This window comes from Brachyspira pilosicoli P43/6/78, assembly GCF_000325665.1.
Lineage (GTDB): Bacteria > Spirochaetota > Brachyspiria > Brachyspirales > Brachyspiraceae > Brachyspira > Brachyspira pilosicoli.
In genome coordinates, this window is sequence record NC_019908.1 from 341,809 (window position 1) to 358,550 (window position 16,742).

The window sequence follows — 16,742 nt, forward strand, 5'->3', positions numbered from 1 at the left end:
CAATTTACAAAAAAATTATTATAAAGATTTAACTATGTCTTTAAGTTTATTTAAATCTTCAGCATTAGGGTGACCCATAGCATTTGAATGATTAGCTAATTTTCCTTCTATTACTTTTTTCTCATCATCAGTAGCAGCTTTAGCTAACATATTTTCAAGATTTTTTTTCTGACCTTCTATCCACTGACCTTGACAAGCATAAGTGCCAATTATTGTATTAGAAGAATCTATAAATGTTTTAGCAGGGTTAAGCATTTTATCATAATAAGCTTGATTATCTCCATAACCAACAGTCATGAATAAAAATACTTTTTTGTTTTTTAATTGTTTCCATAAATTTGCCAGCAGCCTCATCGCAAGTACCTTTGTAGCTTCCAGCACCAACAAATACTATATCAGAATCATTAACTTTAGCATTATCTACAGCATTTGCTTTAACGCATTGTAAGCATTCTCCATTAGCAGCTTCTTTTATAGCAAGAGCTAATTTTTCTGTATTTCCGCTTTTACTTGTATAAACTATTGAGTATTTCATTTTACAATCTCCTTTAAATGTTAGATTATTCTAATAATATATTATTTGAATATTTTTGCAAGTGTAATATTTTGTGAAAATTAGCATTTAAACATATTGACAAACTTCGATATGTTTGTTATAATACATATCGATAAAGTTCGATATATTTATTAGGAGATTTAATGAAAAATTATAAAAAAGATGCATCTGTTTTTAAAGCTTTTTGTGATGAGAACAGACTTCAAATATTAGATATGCTTAAAGAAGGGGAGATATGTGCCTGTAAAATTTTAGAAAAATTAAACATAGTTCAGTCAACATTATCTCATCATATGAAAATACTTTTAGATGCCAAAATAGTAAACGGCAGAAAAGATGGCAAATGGACTCATTATAGTATAAATAAACAAGGCTTTGAAGATGCAAAAAAGATTCTTAACTCTTATGGAGAGAATTTAAATAAATCAAAAACTAGTAAGAAAATAAAATGCAAATGTGATTAAAGTAATATAATTAAAATTAGGATATTAAAAAATGGAAAACATAAAAACTATATTTATATTTATACAAGACCAAATAATATCAATGAAATGGCTTAATGTTTTGATAGGCAATATATTAAATAATTTTGCTATGTCAGAAACATTAAAAGGCGTTATACAATTTTTTGTTTATGATGTTATAAAAATATTTATTCTTCTTTCAGTGTTAATATTTTGTATATCATATATTCAAAGCTACTTCCCACCAGAAAGAACTAAAAAAATATTAGGAAGATTTAATGGAATATCAGCAAATATATTAGCTGCACTTTTTGGAACTGTTACCCCATTTTGCTCTTGTTCTTCTATACCGCTTTTTATAGGTTTTACTTCTGCGGGGATACCAATATCTATGACATTTTCTTTTTTAATATCATCGCCTCTTGTAGATTTGGCTTCTTTAATACTTCTTTCAAGCGTATTTGGAATGAAGATTGCTATCGCTTATGTTGTAGTTGGACTTGTTCTTGCTGTTTTGGGAGGCACTATAATAGGCAAGCTTAAAATGGAGAGATATTTAGAAGACTTTGTGAAAAATATAAAATCTAATGCTAATATAGAAATAGCAAAGATGAACAAAAAAAGATAGGCTAATATATTCAAAAAACCAGGTAAAGCAAACTATAAAAAAGGTTTATTTATATATATTTATAGGGGTTGGAATTGGAGCTTTTATACACAATGTTATACCTGAAGCATGGATAAATGCTATACTTGGAAAAAATAATTGGTATTCTGTGCCTTTGGCTTCTTTGGTGGGTATTCCAATGTATGCTGATATATTCGGTACACTTCCTATTGCTGAGAGTTTATATTATAAGGGGGCTGGTTTAGGTACTATATTATCATTTATGATGTCTGTTACTGCTCTTTCTCTTCCTTCTATGATTATGATTAAAAAGGTTGTAAAGATGCCTTTGCTTATAACTTTTGTTGGTATTGTTACTGTGGGTATAATAATAATAGGTTATTTGTTTAATGTCTTTTTATTTTGTGTAAAAAATTATATTAATAAAAATATAATTATTGGCTGATAATAACAATTTATTACCAGATTATTGTGGTAATATTTTAGTTTGACAATTATCTCTTATATTTTATACTTCAAAAAAATATAAGGGATAATTATGAATAAGTTCATTGAAAATGTTTTGCTTAATAGCGTTGTTAAATTGTCTAATAATAAATATATTAGTGCAATTAAAGAGGGTGTTATATCTGTTATAAGTATAACTATAGTTGGTAGTTTTTTCTTGCTTATAGCATATCCCCCTGTTCCTAGTTCTTGGTTTGAGACAGTTGGACTTTTTAAATGGATTGCATTAAATAGAGATATTATATTAATGCCTTTTCAGGCTACTATGAGTATTATATCTATATTTGTTATAATAGGTACAGCCTATCATTTATCAAGAAATTTAGAGCTTCCTACAATTCCAACTATATTAATTTCTTTGATAGCTTTTTTTATGACTTTAGATTGGACTAAAGCATTAGAAGCTGTATCATTTTCTCAAGTTGTAGTAACAGAGGAAAATCAGATTGCTTTGATGGAATTGTTGAAATTAGATAGTTTACCTAATATTGGAGAGACTTTTAATGTTTCTTCAGCTCCTTTAAAATCTTTAGGTCTTATAATACCTATGGATAATATGGGCAGTAAGGGAATGTTTGTAGGTTTTCTATGTGTAATTGTTGTATGCTTTATATTTAATTTCTTTAAAAAGAAAAACTTAACTATAAAAATGCCGGACGGTGTTCCTGAAGGTGTTATAAGGTCATTTGAAGCTTTAATTCCTTTATTGGTGATAGTGTCATTATTTGAACTTCTTCATTTAATACCAGCATTATTTCCAAAACAATTTCCTTCAGGCATTATAGATTTACATGTAATATTACAAAAATTATTCTTCTGGCTTCCTATTATAATAAACAGTTTGCCAGGTGCATTAATAATGGTGTTTTTTATATGTTTCTTATGGTGTTTGGGTATTCATGGAAGTTCTATAGTAGAGGCTTTCACTATGCCAATACTTTTACAGCTTTTTGAAGCTAATGCTCAGGCATATATAAGCGGCGAGGCTATACCTTATATATTAACAAATCAGTTTTATTATGCTTTTGTATGGATAGGCGGAGGCGGCGGTACTCTTGGACTTGTTATATTGATGGCTTTTGTGGCAAAATCAAAATATATGAAAGTTTTAGGAAAATCTTCTTTGGCTCCTTGTTTGTTTAATATTAATGAACCTATAGTTTTTGGAACTCCTATAGTGCTTAATCCATATTTAATGGTTCCATATATTGCTGGTCCTATGATATGTGTTGTTATTTCTTATATAGCTACTAAGATAGGTTTTATTTCTCAGACTGTTGCTGTTGTGCCTTGGACTTTCCCTGCTCCTTTATATGCTTATTTTGCTACGGGAGGAGATTGGAAGTCTATAATATTGGTTTTAATTAATTTAGCTGTTTTAACTGCTATGTATTTCCCTTTCTTAATAGCTTATGATAAAAAGCTTTTATTAGAAGAGTTAAAAGAAGAAAATAAATAATTAAAAAGGAGAGTATATTATTATGGGTAAAAGAATTTTTGAACTTGCTTTAGAAGATGTATTAAACATGAATGCATCTTTATTAAAAGATATTATAAAAAAATCTGAGGGAAGGTCTGTTATGGCAGAAGTGTGCTGCGGACATCAGCCTTTAATAGATTCTGTAAGTAATGCAGAAGCAGCAAGTGCATTCGGTGCTGATTTTATTACATTAAATTTATTTGATATGAATAAGCCTTTTATTTGGGGATTGTACAAAGAAAATCCTGATTCTTCAGAGCAAACTTGGCTTTCTGCAAGATTAAAAGGTTTGGTTAATGAAATAAATAAAAATAATGATAATATAGTAAAAGATTTAAAAAAAATTACAGGAAGATTAATTGGCGTTAATTTGGAGCCAGTACCAGAAGATAGCAATTATAATCCTGGTTTTAGAGCTTCAAAAGAAAATTATGAGAAACTTCTTAAATATGGTTTTGATTATGTTGTTCTTACAGGAAACCCTAATACAGGAGTTACAATAGAAAACATAGCAAAATCTGCTAAAGAATTAAAAAGCGTTTGCGGCGATAAAATTCTTATTATTGCAGGCAAGATGCATGGAGCAGGCGGAGATAATGTATATTCTATGGAAGAGCTTGATAATATGGTTAAAGCTGGTGCTGATGTTGTAATGGTTGGTGCTCCTTCAACACTTCCTGGTTATACTGTTGATTTTGTTTATGAACAGATAAAAAGAATACATAGTTTTGGGGCTTTAGCTAAAACTGCTATAGGTACTTCTCAAGAGGGTGCTGATGTTAATACTATTAGAGAGATGACTTTATGGTCAAAGATGGCAGGTGCTGATATTGTGCATATTGGAGATGCGGCTTATAGCGGAATGTCATTGCCTGAAAATATTATGGCTATGTCTATTGCTCTTAGGGGAATAAGACATACTTATAGGAGAATGGCTTACAGAAAATAGTTTATAAAATATATTATTTAATTATATTTTTTAAAAATAAATTTGCAATTATATCAATATACCTGTATGATGTATATATAAAAAACATTTAAGAGGTGCATATGCAAAGAATAGATTTCGGCTGAGGCTGTTTACCTGATCCTCTAGAAGATGAGGGTATACAAAGAGAGGTAGATAAAATTCTATTATTATCTAACGAAAACTCTGCTGATATGCTTACTAATTTGCAAAATGCTGTAAATAAATTAAATATTGATTTTCCTATTAAATCTACTGATGATAAAGCTCTTATGTCATATTATGGTGTTATGACTTTGCCTGCGCTTATAATAAATGATGAGCTTGTTTCTTATGGTGAAATTCTTTCAGAAGATAAGTTAATGGGCATTTTAAAAGAAAAATTGTTATAATTTATATATAATAAAAAATAAATTTTTAAGTAGAAATTATATGTCATTTAAAGATCTTTTTTTTGGTAATGGAGGCTGTGGCTGAGGACCTGTTATAGATCCCTTCGGTGAAGAGGAAAAAGTACAGGAAGAACCTATTGAGGCAAGAGTAAAAATACTTGGCACAGGCTGTGAAAATTGCAGAAAATTAGAAGAAAATACTATAGCTGCAATCGAAGAAGCTAAACTTGATTTGGCTATTAAACATGTAGAAAATATGGAAGATATAGCATTTTATGGTGTTATGTCAACTCCAGCTTTGGTTTTAGATGATAAGGTTCTTTCTTATGGAAAAGTATTAAGTAAAGAAGAGATCATTGAATTATTGAAAGCTAATTTATAATTTTTTATTATTAAATTTTATATAAAAAGAGATGGGTATTTTTTATATTCATCTCTTTTTTATTATCGTTTTTTATAATCTAATAAATATTTGTCTATTAATTTATCTTTATTATTCTAATTTTAATATGTATTTGTTATTTTATTTTTTGATTTAATAAAAAATATTCAAAATTTTATAAAAAATATGGAGTTTTCTCTTGCAATAAGTATGTTTATGTAGTATATTATATTTATTAATAATTAATACTAATAAGGAGTAATTAAAATGTCAGATAAAAAATTAACAACTGAATTTGGTGCCCCTGTAGAGAATAATCAACATTCTATGACAGCAGGTGCAAGAGGACCTATGTTGCTTCAAGATGTATGGTTTATGGAAAAGATGGCACATTTTGATAGAGAAGTTATACCAGAAAGAAGAATGCACGCTAAAGGTTCTGGGGCTTATGGTACATTTACAGTTACTCATGATATAACAAAATATACTAAAGCAAAAATATTCTCTGAAGTTGGAAAGAAAACAGATTTATTTGTAAGATTTTCTACTGTAGCAGGTGAGAGGGGAGCTGCTGATGCTGAGAGAGATATAAGAGGATTTGCTATTAAGTTTTATACTGAAGAAGGAAACTGGGACTTGGTAGGAAACAATACTCCTGTATTTTATTTTAGAGACCCTTTGAAATTCCCTGATTTAAACCATGCTGTAAAAAGAGACCCAAAAACTAATATGAGAAGTGCTCAAAACAAATGGGATTTCTTAACTTCACTTCCTGAAGCTATTCACCAAATAACTATAGATATGAGCGATAGAGGTATACCTTATAGTTATAGGCATATGCATGGATTTAGCAGTCATGCTTATAGCTTTATAAACAAAGAAGGCAAAAGATATTGGGTAAAATTCCATTTCAAAACTCAGCAAGGAATTAAAAACCTTACAGATGAAGAAGCTGCAGCAATAATAGCAAAAGACAGAGAAAGCTCTCAAAAAGATTTGTTTGAAGCTATAGAAAGAGGTGACTTCCCTAAATGGGATATGAAAATTCAAATAATGACTGAAGAACAAGCAAATGCAAGCAAAAGAAATCCATTTGACTTAACTAAAACTTGGTCGCAAAAAGAATATCCTCTAATTGATGTTGGTGTTTTAGAATTAAATAGAAACCCTGAAAACTATTTCGCAGAAGTAGAACAATCAGCATTCAGCCCTTCTACAATAGTGCCAGGTATTGGATTCTCACCAGACAGAATGCTTCAAGGAAGATTATTCTCATACACTGATACTCAAAGATATAGATTAGGTGTAAATTATGCTAGCATTCCAGTAAATGCTCCTAAGTTTAAAGCTAATACTTATCACAGAGACGGATACATGAGAGTAGAGTCTAATGGTTCTAAAGTAGAATATGAACCAAACTCACAAGGTGAATGGAAAGAGCAAAGAGAATATGCTGAACCGCCTTTGAAGATTTACGGTGATGCTTATAGATATGACCATAGAGAAGATGATGATGATTATTATACAGATGCAAGAGCTTTATTTAATCTTATGACAGATGCACAAAAACAAGTGTTGTTTGAAAATACAGCAAGAGATATGAATGGTGTTACTAAAGAAGTACAATTAAGACATATTAAAAACTGTATGAATGTTGATAAAGCTTATGGACTTGGGGTTGCCAAAGCATTAGGTTTTGATGAGAAGGATATAAAATAAAATAGATAACTAAATAACAATCTCCATAAATAATACGATAATAGTCAATCGATTTGTTTCGGTTGGCTATTATTGTTTTAAAAATATATTTTATAGCATTTTTATTCATTGTTTAAGTATATTAAAACTTTTTTGTATAAAAACAATAATAATAAGTTGACATAATGAGAACAGTTTTATATATTTTAGAAATATTATAATTTTATTTATATCAATTTATTTTAAGAGTTATGTAAAATGATTAGTATTATCGAAAATCATAAAAAAAGAAAACTATTCTTTTTAAACACTATCTCATCATCTTTAGTATTAATGGTTCATGAAGATAATTATGTATTTATGCCTTATTGGGGGGCAAAAATAGAGGCAAACAATATAGATTATATTATTGATGAAATAACTGAAGCTAATTATATGGCATATACTGATAATAGAAAAAAATTTCAGCTTGAAGTAATACCTCAAATATATCCTTCTTACGGTTACACAGATTTAAAAGAACCAGCATTTCATTTTCTACATAGAGACGGTTCAAGAATAACAGACTTGCGTTATAAATCACATAACATATATAAAACTAAAAAGAAATTAGAAGGACTTCCTACAGTGTTATCAGATGAGCATAGTGAAGTATTAGAATTAGTTTTATTTGATGAGTTGAAAAAAATTGAAGTAACAATTACTTTAGCTGTATTTGAAAAATATAATGCAATAACAAAATCAGTAAAAGTAATAAATAAACATGAAACAGATTCTTTATACATAGAAAAAATAATGTCAGCAAATATAGACCTTCAGGAATCAAATTTTGAATTGCTTCATTTGTCTGGTGCTTGGGGAAGAGAATGTCATATTAAGAGAAGGAAATTAGAGCAGGGAATGCAGTCTATAGGAAGTGTGAGAGGTGCATCAGGACATGGTCAAAACCCCTTTGCTGCTTTAATATCTCCTAATGCTGATGAAAATAATGGGGAAGTATATGCTATGAATTTCGTATACAGCGGAAATTTTAAAGCAAGTGTTGAAGTGGACATGCATTTAAATACTAGATTTCAAATGGGAATAAATGATTTTGATTTTGGTTGGACATTAATGCCTAATGAAAAGTTTCAAACTCCTGAAGCTGTGCTTGTATATACAAACAAAGGTTTAGGTGATATGTCGAGAACTTTCCATAAACTTTATCAAGATTGTTTGATGTCAAAAAAATATGCTTATAAAGAGCGTCCTATTTTGATAAACAGTTGGGAATCCAATTATTTTGATTTTAATAAAGAAAGTCTTTTAAAATTAGCTAAAGAGGCAAAAAATATAGGAGCTGAATTATTTGTATTAGATGATGGTTGGTTTGGTAAAAGAGATGATGATAAAAGTTCTTTGGGAGATTGGATACCTAATGAAAAAAAACTTGGCGGAAGTTTGTCTGCTTTGATAGATGATATAAATAAAACTGGATTAAGTTTTGGATTATGGTTTGAACCTGAAATGGTATCTCCTGATAGTGATTTATTTAGAAAACACCCAGAGTGGGCTATTCAAGTTAAAGGCAGAAAAATAGAGACTTCAAGATATCAGTATGTATTAGATTTAAGTAATCCTGAAGTATGCGGCTATATAATAAACTTTATGACTGATATTTTATCAAAAAATAATATTTCTTATGTTAAATGGGATATGAATAGAAATATTACAAATTTAGGTTCATCTTATCTAAAACCTGAAAAGCAAAAGGAACAATCTCATAGATATATGTTAGGTCTTTACAGTGTATTAGAAAATATTGTTAATGCATTTCCTAATATATTATTTGAAAGCTGTGCAGGAGGCGGCGGAAGATGCGATGCTGGTATGCTTTATTATATGCCTCAGGTTTGGACAAGTGATGATACTGATGCTATAGAAAGACTCGCTATACAATATGGAGCTTCTTTAATTTATCCTTCAATATCTTTAGCTTGCCATATTTCTGATATACCTAATCATCAAACACATAGGAAGGAAACTATAGAAACAAGAGCAAATGTTGCTATGTGGGGTAATTTGGGATTAGAATTAAACTTAAATAAAATAAGTAAAGAAGATAAAAAAATTATATCAGAAAAATTGGAAGTTTATAAACTCATAAGAAGTACTGTTCAGTTTGGAAGTCTTTACAGATTAAAAGGTTTAGATTATGGTAATGAATATGCTTGGCTTCATAAGAGTATTGATGAAAAAACTATAGTTGTAAATTATGTGCAAATAAATATGGTTCCTAATTTATTAACAAAGCGTTTGCGTTTAGAGGCATTAGAGCCTAAAAGTAAATATAAAGTAAATGACTTTGATAAAATCTACACTGGAGAAGAGTTAATGAATATTGGGCTTGTGCTTGGAGAGATAGTGGAAGATGCTATAGCTATTCAATGGATAATAAAAAAGATTGATTAATATTTAAAGAAGAGTATAAGATAATTAACATAATTGAGTTTACATATTTTAAATAACATAATTTAGTTTACATAATTTATAATTCTATATTATTAATTAAAATAATATTTTATATAGAGATGTTTAATTTAATTTTGAAATAGAATTTTTTTATAAAATTATTTAAAAAACTTATTATTTAATAAAACTCTTCATTAATATATTTTAATCTAATAAAAAATAATTTTGAAAAAACAAAATAATTTTTCATTTCTGTATTGACATAATTTTGATTTTACTATATAAGACTTGTGTCAATTTAAGAGCTACTATTTTTAATTTGGCAATTAAAACTATTTAGGAGTAAATCAATATTATGAAAAAGATTTTGATTTTCTTAAGTCTCGTAAGTATGTTCATGCTTACTTCTTGCGGCGGCGGCGCCTCTAGTTCTACTGATATCGTTATAACAGGTTCTTCTTCAGTTTCCCCTCTAATGTTCAAATTAGCTGAAAAGTTTGAAGAAGTTAATTCCAACTATACTGTAACAGTAGAAACATCAGATTCAACTATTGGAGTTCAGGACACTATAAACGGAAACAACAATATAGGTATGGCTTCAAGAAATTTGAAAGAAGATGAGTTACCAAGTTTAGATGCTTATTTATTGTGTCAAGATGGTATAGTAATCATCGCTAATAAAGATGCTGACATTGCTCAGATAAGCGAAGAAGAATTATACAATCTTTACATGAATAATACTGCTATAGGAACTGTAACTAAATCTATTTCAAGAGAAGACGGTTCTGGTACAAGAAGTGCTTTTACAGACTTAACTTCTATCGGCAAAGAAAATCCATTACCTGCAACTGTTGAAATATTAGATGGAACAGGAAAGGTTAAAACATCAGTAATGAGTGATGCTTCAAAGATTGGATATATTTCTTTGGGTTCTATTGATGATACAATAAAGCCTTTAGCATATAAAGCAAAAGGTCAAAATGAATATGTTCAAGCATCAGTAGAAAATATTAAAAGTGATGCCTACAAGCTATACCGTCCTTTCTATATATTCACTAAAAAGGGTGTTGAGCTCGATGAAGGAACTAAGGCATTCTTAGACTTCATTAATAGTGAAGCAGGGAAAGCGGTCATAAATGAAAACGGCTATGTAGCTAACTAATTTGAAATGAATAAGTCGATGTACAATATTTTTTGTATATCGGCTTTTTTTATTTCTAAGTAATTTTTAAGGACATGTATTTTGAGTAAGAATATTAATAAATATAAGTTTAATGAAATAATAGATAATATAATGAGATATGTATTTTTTATATGTTCTATATTTTCAGTTATAGTTGTATTTTCAATATGTATTTTTATATTTATCTATAGTGTGCCAATATTTAAAGAGGTTGGATTTTTTAAATTTGTTTTTGGAATGAATTGGTCGCCTTCAACAAAGGACTTTGGAATATTGCCGATGATTGTAGGCTCTTTATATATCACAATTCTTTCTGTATTTCTTGGAGGAGGATTTGGTTTTTTTACGGCAGTTTATATATCAATGTTTGCTCCAAAAAATATAAGAGTAATATTATCTCAGGTAATAGATTTGCTTGCGGGCATTCCTTCTATAGTTTATGGTTTTTTTGGAATGGTGGTATTAGTTCCTTTTCTAAAAAACTTATCTCCTAATGATGTAGGCGAAGGTGTGTTAGCTAGTTCTATAATACTTGCTATAATGATACTTCCTACTATAACATCAATTACAAGATACAATTTGGAAGCTGTTTACAAATATTATTATGACGGTGCTAGGGCTTTGGGTAACACTCATTCACAAGCTATTTTTGGTGTTATAGTAAAGGCAGCAAAGTCTGGAATATTTTCTGCTATAGTGCTTGGTATGGGTAGGGCTATTGGGGAAACAATGGCTGTTATGATGGTGGCAGGTAATGCTCCTTTTATACCTAAAGATTTATTCTCATATTTTAGAACTATGACTATTAATATAGCATTAGAGATGGGTTATGCAACAGGTAATCATAGGTCCGCATTAATTGCAACTGCTTTTGTGCTTCTTATATTTATACTTATTATCAATATAGTACTTTCTATTCTAAAAAGAAATAATTTATATTTTTCATTTTCTTTTTCTAGTCTTTTTAGAAAAAACAAAGAGCTTAAAACAAATATAAATGATTTTTCTTTTAAGAAGTTTGACATGAAAATGAGTACTATAAAGGCTAGTATTTTAGAATATATTTCTGTGTTTGCTTCTATTGTATCTACATTGCTTTTAGTATTTATAGTATTATTTATACTTATTAGAGGGCTTCCTCATATAACATTAAATTTACTATTTGGTGAAAGCAACAATTCTCAAATGACGCTTTTGCCTGCAATAGTTTCTACTTCTATGATGCTTTTTATGTCTTTAATAATAGCTATTCCATTAGGAGTATTTGCTGCTATTTATTTAACAGAATATTCAAAAGCAAAGAGTCAATTAATATCTATAATAAGAATATTTACAGACAGTTTATCAGGAATACCTTCAATAGTGTTTGGGCTTTTTGGTATGTTGGTATTTGCTAATTTGTTTGGCATGGGAAGAAGCATATTAGCAGGTTCTCTCACATTGGTTTTAATAATACTTCCTTCTATAATAAGACAAACAGAAGAGACATTATTATCAATACCTGCAAGTTTAAGAGAGGGTAGTTTGGCATTAGGAGCTTCAAAGGTAAGAACAATATTTAAGATAGTTTTGCCTTGCGGTTTCTCTGGAATAATGACTTCTGTTATTTTAAGTATTGGTAGGATAGTTGGAGAGAGTGCTGCTTTAATATATACTGCAGGTGCTGTTAGATATATGCCTAAGGGTTATTTTAGTGCTGGAAGTTCTTTTTCTGTTATGATGTGGATGTTTTCAAGCGAGGGTCTTTACATTAATCAAACATTCGCTACTGCAAGCATTTTGCTTATAATGGTTATACTTCTTAATGCTTCATTATTTTTAGTGAATACAAAATTAAAAAAAGATTATTAAATTTCTAAGAGGATTAAATATATATGGCTAATGAATTAAATAATACAGTAAACTTCAATTTTGATACTGATATAGCTATTAAAGTTAGAGATTTAGATTTATATTATGAATCTTTTCAGGCTTTAAAAAAGATAAATATTGATATAAACAAAAACAGCGTAACAGCTTTTATAGGACCTTCTGGCTGCGGAAAATCTACTCTTTTAAAAACTTTTAATAGAATGAATGATTTAGTTCCAAACTGCAAAATAGAAGGGGATATAGAAATAGCTGGAGTTAATATATATAATAAAAATGTTAATGTATCGTATTTAAGAAAAAATGTAGGAATGGTTTTTCAGAAATCTAATCTTTTTGCTATGAGCGTTTATGATAATATTGCTTATGGACCAAGAACTTTTGGAATAAAAAAGAAATCAGAGCTAGATGAGATAGTTGAATATAGTTTAACAAAGGCTGCTATTTGGGACGATATAAAAGACAGACTTAATAAAAATGCTTTAGGTCTTTCTGGAGGTCAGCAGCAGAGATTATGTATTGCTAGGGCTTTATCTGTTAATCCAAAAATACTTCTTATGGACGAGCCTACAAGTGCATTAGACCCAATAAGTACTGGTAAAATAGAAGACCTTGTTGATGAGCTTAAAAATGAATACACTATAGTAATAGTTACGCATAATATGCAGCAGGCTATGAGAGTTTCTGATAAGACGGCTTTCTTTTTGTTTGGTGAGATTATAGAATATAGAGATACTGAAGAGATATTCTCTAAGCCTCAAGACCAAAGAACAGAGAGATACATTACTGGAAGATTTGGTTAATTTTTATTGTTTATAATTTATAATAAAAATGGAGTTAAAAAAATGAAAAAATTTGAAGAAGAATTAAATAAATTAACAGAATATGTTGTTGAAGCAGGAGATATGATAATAGAGGCTTTAAGAAACTCTACAAAGGCTTTAACAAATGGAGATATTGAATTAGCAAATCAAGTTATAGAAAATGACAGAAATATAAATAGAATATCTTACAAAATAGAAAGCTCATCATTAAAAATGCTTTTATTAGAACACCCTGTTGCAACAGATTTAAGAATAGTTTCATCAGCATTAAAGATAGCTACAGATTTAGAGAGAATAGGTGACCAGGCTAAGGATATATGCGATTTGCTTAGATTTTTATTAGAAGGAAATGTGTATAAAAATAATATTGAAACTATAATAGAGATGTCTAATATTATTGATGAGATGATTAATAATTGTCTTAAGGCATTTAAAGAGAAAAATGGAGAATTATCTAAGAGTGTTATAGAGAGAGATGATTATGTGGATAAATTATTCTACAAGATGCGTGATGCTATGGTTAATTTAATAAAGAGCGGAACTGAGAATGCTGACCAGGCTATATATTTGATGATGATAGCTAAGTATTTTGAGAAGATGGGGGACCATGCTGAAAATATAGCTAAGTGGGTTTATTATTACAGCACAGGCGACAGGGTGAAATAATTAAAAATACATAATTTTATAAATTTTATAATAGTAAAAATTTTGCAGTGTAGTATTGACTATATTATGTTTTTATTATATACTAACTGCAAAATTATTGTTAACTTTTTTTGGAGGAAATGATGGCAAGAGTATGTGAAATATGTGGCAAAGGTAAACAGAATGGACATAGCGTTAGCCACTCAAATATTAAAACTAAACGCTCATTCAATGCTAACTTGCAAAATATAAAAATAGAACTTAATGGTTCTACTAAAAAAGCTTTGGTTTGCACTAAATGTATTAAAGGAAACAAAGTAGTAAAAGCTAAATAATGAAAGTAGAAATTGGAAAATTCGCAGGTTTTTGTGACGGTGTTAAATATGCCGTTGAAAAAACTTTTTCTCAAGCCTCTAAAAGCAGTGAAGAGATTTATGTAGACGGTCATCTTATACATAATCCTCAAACTTTAGATATGCTTGAAAAAACAGGCGTTAAAACCTACGAAGATACTGAAGATGATATGTCTGTGCTTGATGATAAAACTGTAATTATAAGAGCACATGGCATATCACCAGAAAGAAGAGAAGCTTTATCTAGTCATGCAAAAAAAATAGTTAATCTTACTTGCAAATATGTCGCAAAAATTCAGGCTCTAGTAAAAAAACATAGTTCATTAGGTTATAGGGTTATTGTTATAGGCAATCCTACTCACCCTGAAATTATCGGTGTATGCGGTTTTGCTAAAGATGTTTATGTTGTTTATAAAGACGAAGATATAGAAAAGCTTCCAGAAGATGATAAAAAAACTCTTATCGTAGCTCAAACAACCCTTCAAAAAGAAACATTTAACAAATTCGTTTCTCAAATACAAGATAAATACAAAAACTCTGAATTAATAATAAAAAATACAATATGCGAAGCTACCGAACAAAGACAAAATGAAATATTGGATATAGCTAAAAGAAATGATGTAGTTCTTGTTATAGGCGGAAGTGAGAGTAGTAATACTAGAAACTTATACAAAATAGCTTCCAGTATAAAGCCTTCATTTTATGTAGAGTTTAAAGAAGATTTGGAGAAAATAGACCTTACCCCATACAAAAATGTAGGTATAATGGCAGGTGCTTCCACTCCTGATTGGTTAATAGAAGATATTGCCCAAACTATAAAAGATAATTATTCAAGCAGTTTTTATAGAGGTATTAATAAAATATTTGATTTTCTTAATTATGGTTATATATTTTTTTCTTTCGGTGCTTTTTTAATGTCTTATGCTATTTATGATATTTTAAATAAACCCTTTCAATATAGAATAGGGGTGATAGTGGCATTATATTATTTATTTATGAGTTTGGGTAATGGATACAGCAATTATACTATTAAAATCAGCGACAAAAGACGATACCTTTTTTATCAAAAATATAAACCAGCATTTTTAACTATTATTGTTGTAAGTGCATTGATTATGTTTTATCTTGCATACAATGTTGATATTGGTATATTAATGCTTACAATATTATCTACACTTTTAGGAACTGCATACAATATTAGCTTTGAAAAAAATGATAGATTTAATCACTCTTTCTTCTTTAGATTATTTAAAAAATTAGTTCCATTTAAAGCTATAATTATATCTATTGCAGTTACAACGCTTTTAAATGGTTCTATACTGCTTCTTAATAGAAACATATTAAAAGAAAATACATTATCTTATTTATTTTCTGTGAGCATTGTTTTTATATTTATGTTTATAAGACAAGCTTTAATAGAAATAAAATTTTCACAAAGTGATAAAATAGCAGGAGCTGTTACTCTAACTACTTATATAGATTCAGATAAATTGGCAATAATTACAGCTATTATACCAATAATATTATTAATAGGTGTAATTATAGCAAATATATTTTTCTCAGACTTTAATAATATGAAATATTTTATACCTGTTTTATATAGCAGTATAATATCATTTATAGTAATGAAAAGAAGAGTGATAACAAGCAGACATTTATTTTCTATATTAATAGATTCTACATTATATGTATTATTTTTAGCGGCATTAATTTGAGTCTTTTTAACTAACAAATTTATTTACAAAAAATTAATACCGCTAATGATTATTCCTTTCTTCTAAAGAGTGAAGAAGATGATGATTGTAAATGATTTGCTCTTAAATCAATAAGTTCAAATATAGTAGCAGAAGATAAACTTTCTCTCAAAGCTTTAGGAGCTTTAAGTAATTTAATAATCTCTTCATTAACCATCCATTCTTCATCATAATTACTGCTGATTGAATCTCTTGGAGCATATATCATATTGCTTCTAGCTAATACAATAAATCTGTTATTCTCATCATAATAACCTAACTCAGCAATAAAATAAGCATGAGGCATAGCTAAGTTTATATATCTATCTCCATAAATAGCATTAACATCAATTTCTCTATGTATTTCACCATTTGTAATATCATAACCAAATACATGAAATATTCTCACAGAAATTCTGCGATTTTTCAAAGAGTGATAAGATATATCATAATCAGATATATCCCAATAGAAAAAGCACCATTCAGGGTCTCTCATCATTAAAGTTAATTTAGTTTCATTATATCTATCAGGTAATTCTCTAACAATATCAACATCATCAGGTATATATTGAGGCTTTGTTTCTTCTTCTTCAATTTCTACTTTAATAAC

At 28.8% G+C, this 16,742-nt stretch carries 13 protein-coding genes and 3 pseudogenes; 14 read left to right on the top strand and 2 right to left on the bottom strand.

Annotated elements, in window-relative coordinates:
- Positions 1 to 18 precede the first annotated feature (18 nt).
- Positions 19 to 535, bottom strand: a pseudogene (locus BPP43_RS12610) (flavodoxin family protein).
- Positions 536 to 699: 164 nt separating this feature from the next.
- On the opposite strand from BPP43_RS12610, the gene BPP43_RS01535 reads away from it, so the two are divergent.
- From BPP43_RS01535 to ispH, 14 genes and pseudogenes are all read left to right on the top strand, one after another.
- Positions 700 to 1,020: an ArsR/SmtB family transcription factor gene (locus BPP43_RS01535; RefSeq protein WP_014932886.1), complete on the top strand. Its 321-nt coding sequence runs from the start codon at positions 700 to 702 to the stop codon at positions 1,018 to 1,020.
- Between the two features lie 31 nt (positions 1,021 to 1,051).
- Positions 1,052 to 2,093: pseudogene (locus BPP43_RS12615) on the top strand (permease).
- A gap of 93 nt (positions 2,094 to 2,186) precedes the next feature.
- On the top strand, positions 2,187 to 3,614 hold the full coding sequence (locus tag BPP43_RS01545) for a PTS sugar transporter subunit IIC (protein ID WP_015273959.1): 1,428 nt from the start codon (positions 2,187 to 2,189) through the stop codon (positions 3,612 to 3,614).
- A gap of 22 nt (positions 3,615 to 3,636) precedes the next feature.
- Positions 3,637 to 4,584: a DUF7916 family protein gene (locus tag BPP43_RS01550; RefSeq protein WP_013243242.1), complete on the top strand. Its 948-nt coding sequence runs from the start codon at positions 3,637 to 3,639 to the stop codon at positions 4,582 to 4,584.
- A gap of 125 nt (positions 4,585 to 4,709) precedes the next feature.
- Positions 4,710 to 4,994 (top strand): annotated as a pseudogene (locus tag BPP43_RS11855) (thioredoxin family protein); the annotation flags it as partial.
- Positions 4,995 to 5,088: 94 nt separating this feature from the next.
- Positions 5,089 to 5,376 carry a thioredoxin family protein gene (locus BPP43_RS11525; protein WP_081445689.1) on the top strand — a complete coding sequence of 96 codons (288 nt, stop codon included), beginning with the start codon at positions 5,089 to 5,091 and terminating at the stop codon, positions 5,374 to 5,376.
- 267 nt (positions 5,377 to 5,643) lie between these two features.
- The gene (locus BPP43_RS01565) at positions 5,644 to 7,095 is read left to right on the top strand and encodes a catalase (RefSeq protein WP_013243239.1); all 1,452 of its coding nucleotides are present in this window, start codon (positions 5,644 to 5,646) and stop codon (positions 7,093 to 7,095) included.
- 237 nt (positions 7,096 to 7,332) lie between these two features.
- Positions 7,333 to 9,525, top strand: coding sequence for an alpha-galactosidase (locus BPP43_RS01570; RefSeq protein WP_015273961.1), 2,193 nt, complete (start codon positions 7,333 to 7,335; stop codon positions 9,523 to 9,525).
- Between the two features lie 355 nt (positions 9,526 to 9,880).
- Positions 9,881 to 10,687, top strand: coding sequence for a substrate-binding domain-containing protein (locus BPP43_RS01575; protein ID WP_014936159.1), 807 nt, complete (start codon positions 9,881 to 9,883; stop codon positions 10,685 to 10,687).
- Positions 10,688 to 10,768: 81 nt separating this feature from the next.
- A complete protein-coding gene (gene pstC / locus BPP43_RS01580; protein ID WP_014932893.1) occupies positions 10,769 to 12,559 on the top strand; it encodes a phosphate ABC transporter permease subunit PstC in 1,791 nt (596 codons plus the stop codon).
- Positions 12,560 to 12,582: 23 nt separating this feature from the next.
- Positions 12,583 to 13,380 (top strand): phosphate ABC transporter ATP-binding protein PstB, encoded by a 798-nt coding sequence (gene pstB / locus BPP43_RS01585; RefSeq protein WP_014932894.1) that lies wholly within the window; start codon positions 12,583 to 12,585, stop codon positions 13,378 to 13,380.
- Positions 13,381 to 13,422: 42 nt separating this feature from the next.
- Positions 13,423 to 14,067: a phosphate signaling complex protein PhoU gene (gene phoU, locus BPP43_RS01590; protein WP_015273962.1), complete on the top strand. Its 645-nt coding sequence runs from the start codon at positions 13,423 to 13,425 to the stop codon at positions 14,065 to 14,067.
- Positions 14,068 to 14,189: 122 nt separating this feature from the next.
- On the top strand, positions 14,190 to 14,381 hold the full coding sequence (gene rpmB / locus BPP43_RS01595) for a 50S ribosomal protein L28 (protein ID WP_014932896.1): 192 nt from the start codon (positions 14,190 to 14,192) through the stop codon (positions 14,379 to 14,381).
- On the top strand, positions 14,381 to 16,114 hold the full coding sequence (gene ispH / locus BPP43_RS01600; RefSeq protein WP_015273963.1) for a 4-hydroxy-3-methylbut-2-enyl diphosphate reductase: 1,734 nt from the start codon (positions 14,381 to 14,383) through the stop codon (positions 16,112 to 16,114). The genes rpmB and ispH overlap by 1 nt, the downstream gene beginning before the upstream one ends.
- Before the next feature lie 49 nt (positions 16,115 to 16,163).
- On the opposite strand, the gene BPP43_RS12725 is transcribed toward ispH, so the two are convergent.
- Positions 16,164 to 16,631 (bottom strand): DUF4912 domain-containing protein, encoded by a 468-nt coding sequence (locus tag BPP43_RS12725; RefSeq protein ID WP_014936155.1) that lies wholly within the window; start codon positions 16,629 to 16,631, stop codon positions 16,164 to 16,166.
- Between the last annotated feature and the right edge of the window lie 111 nt (positions 16,632 to 16,742).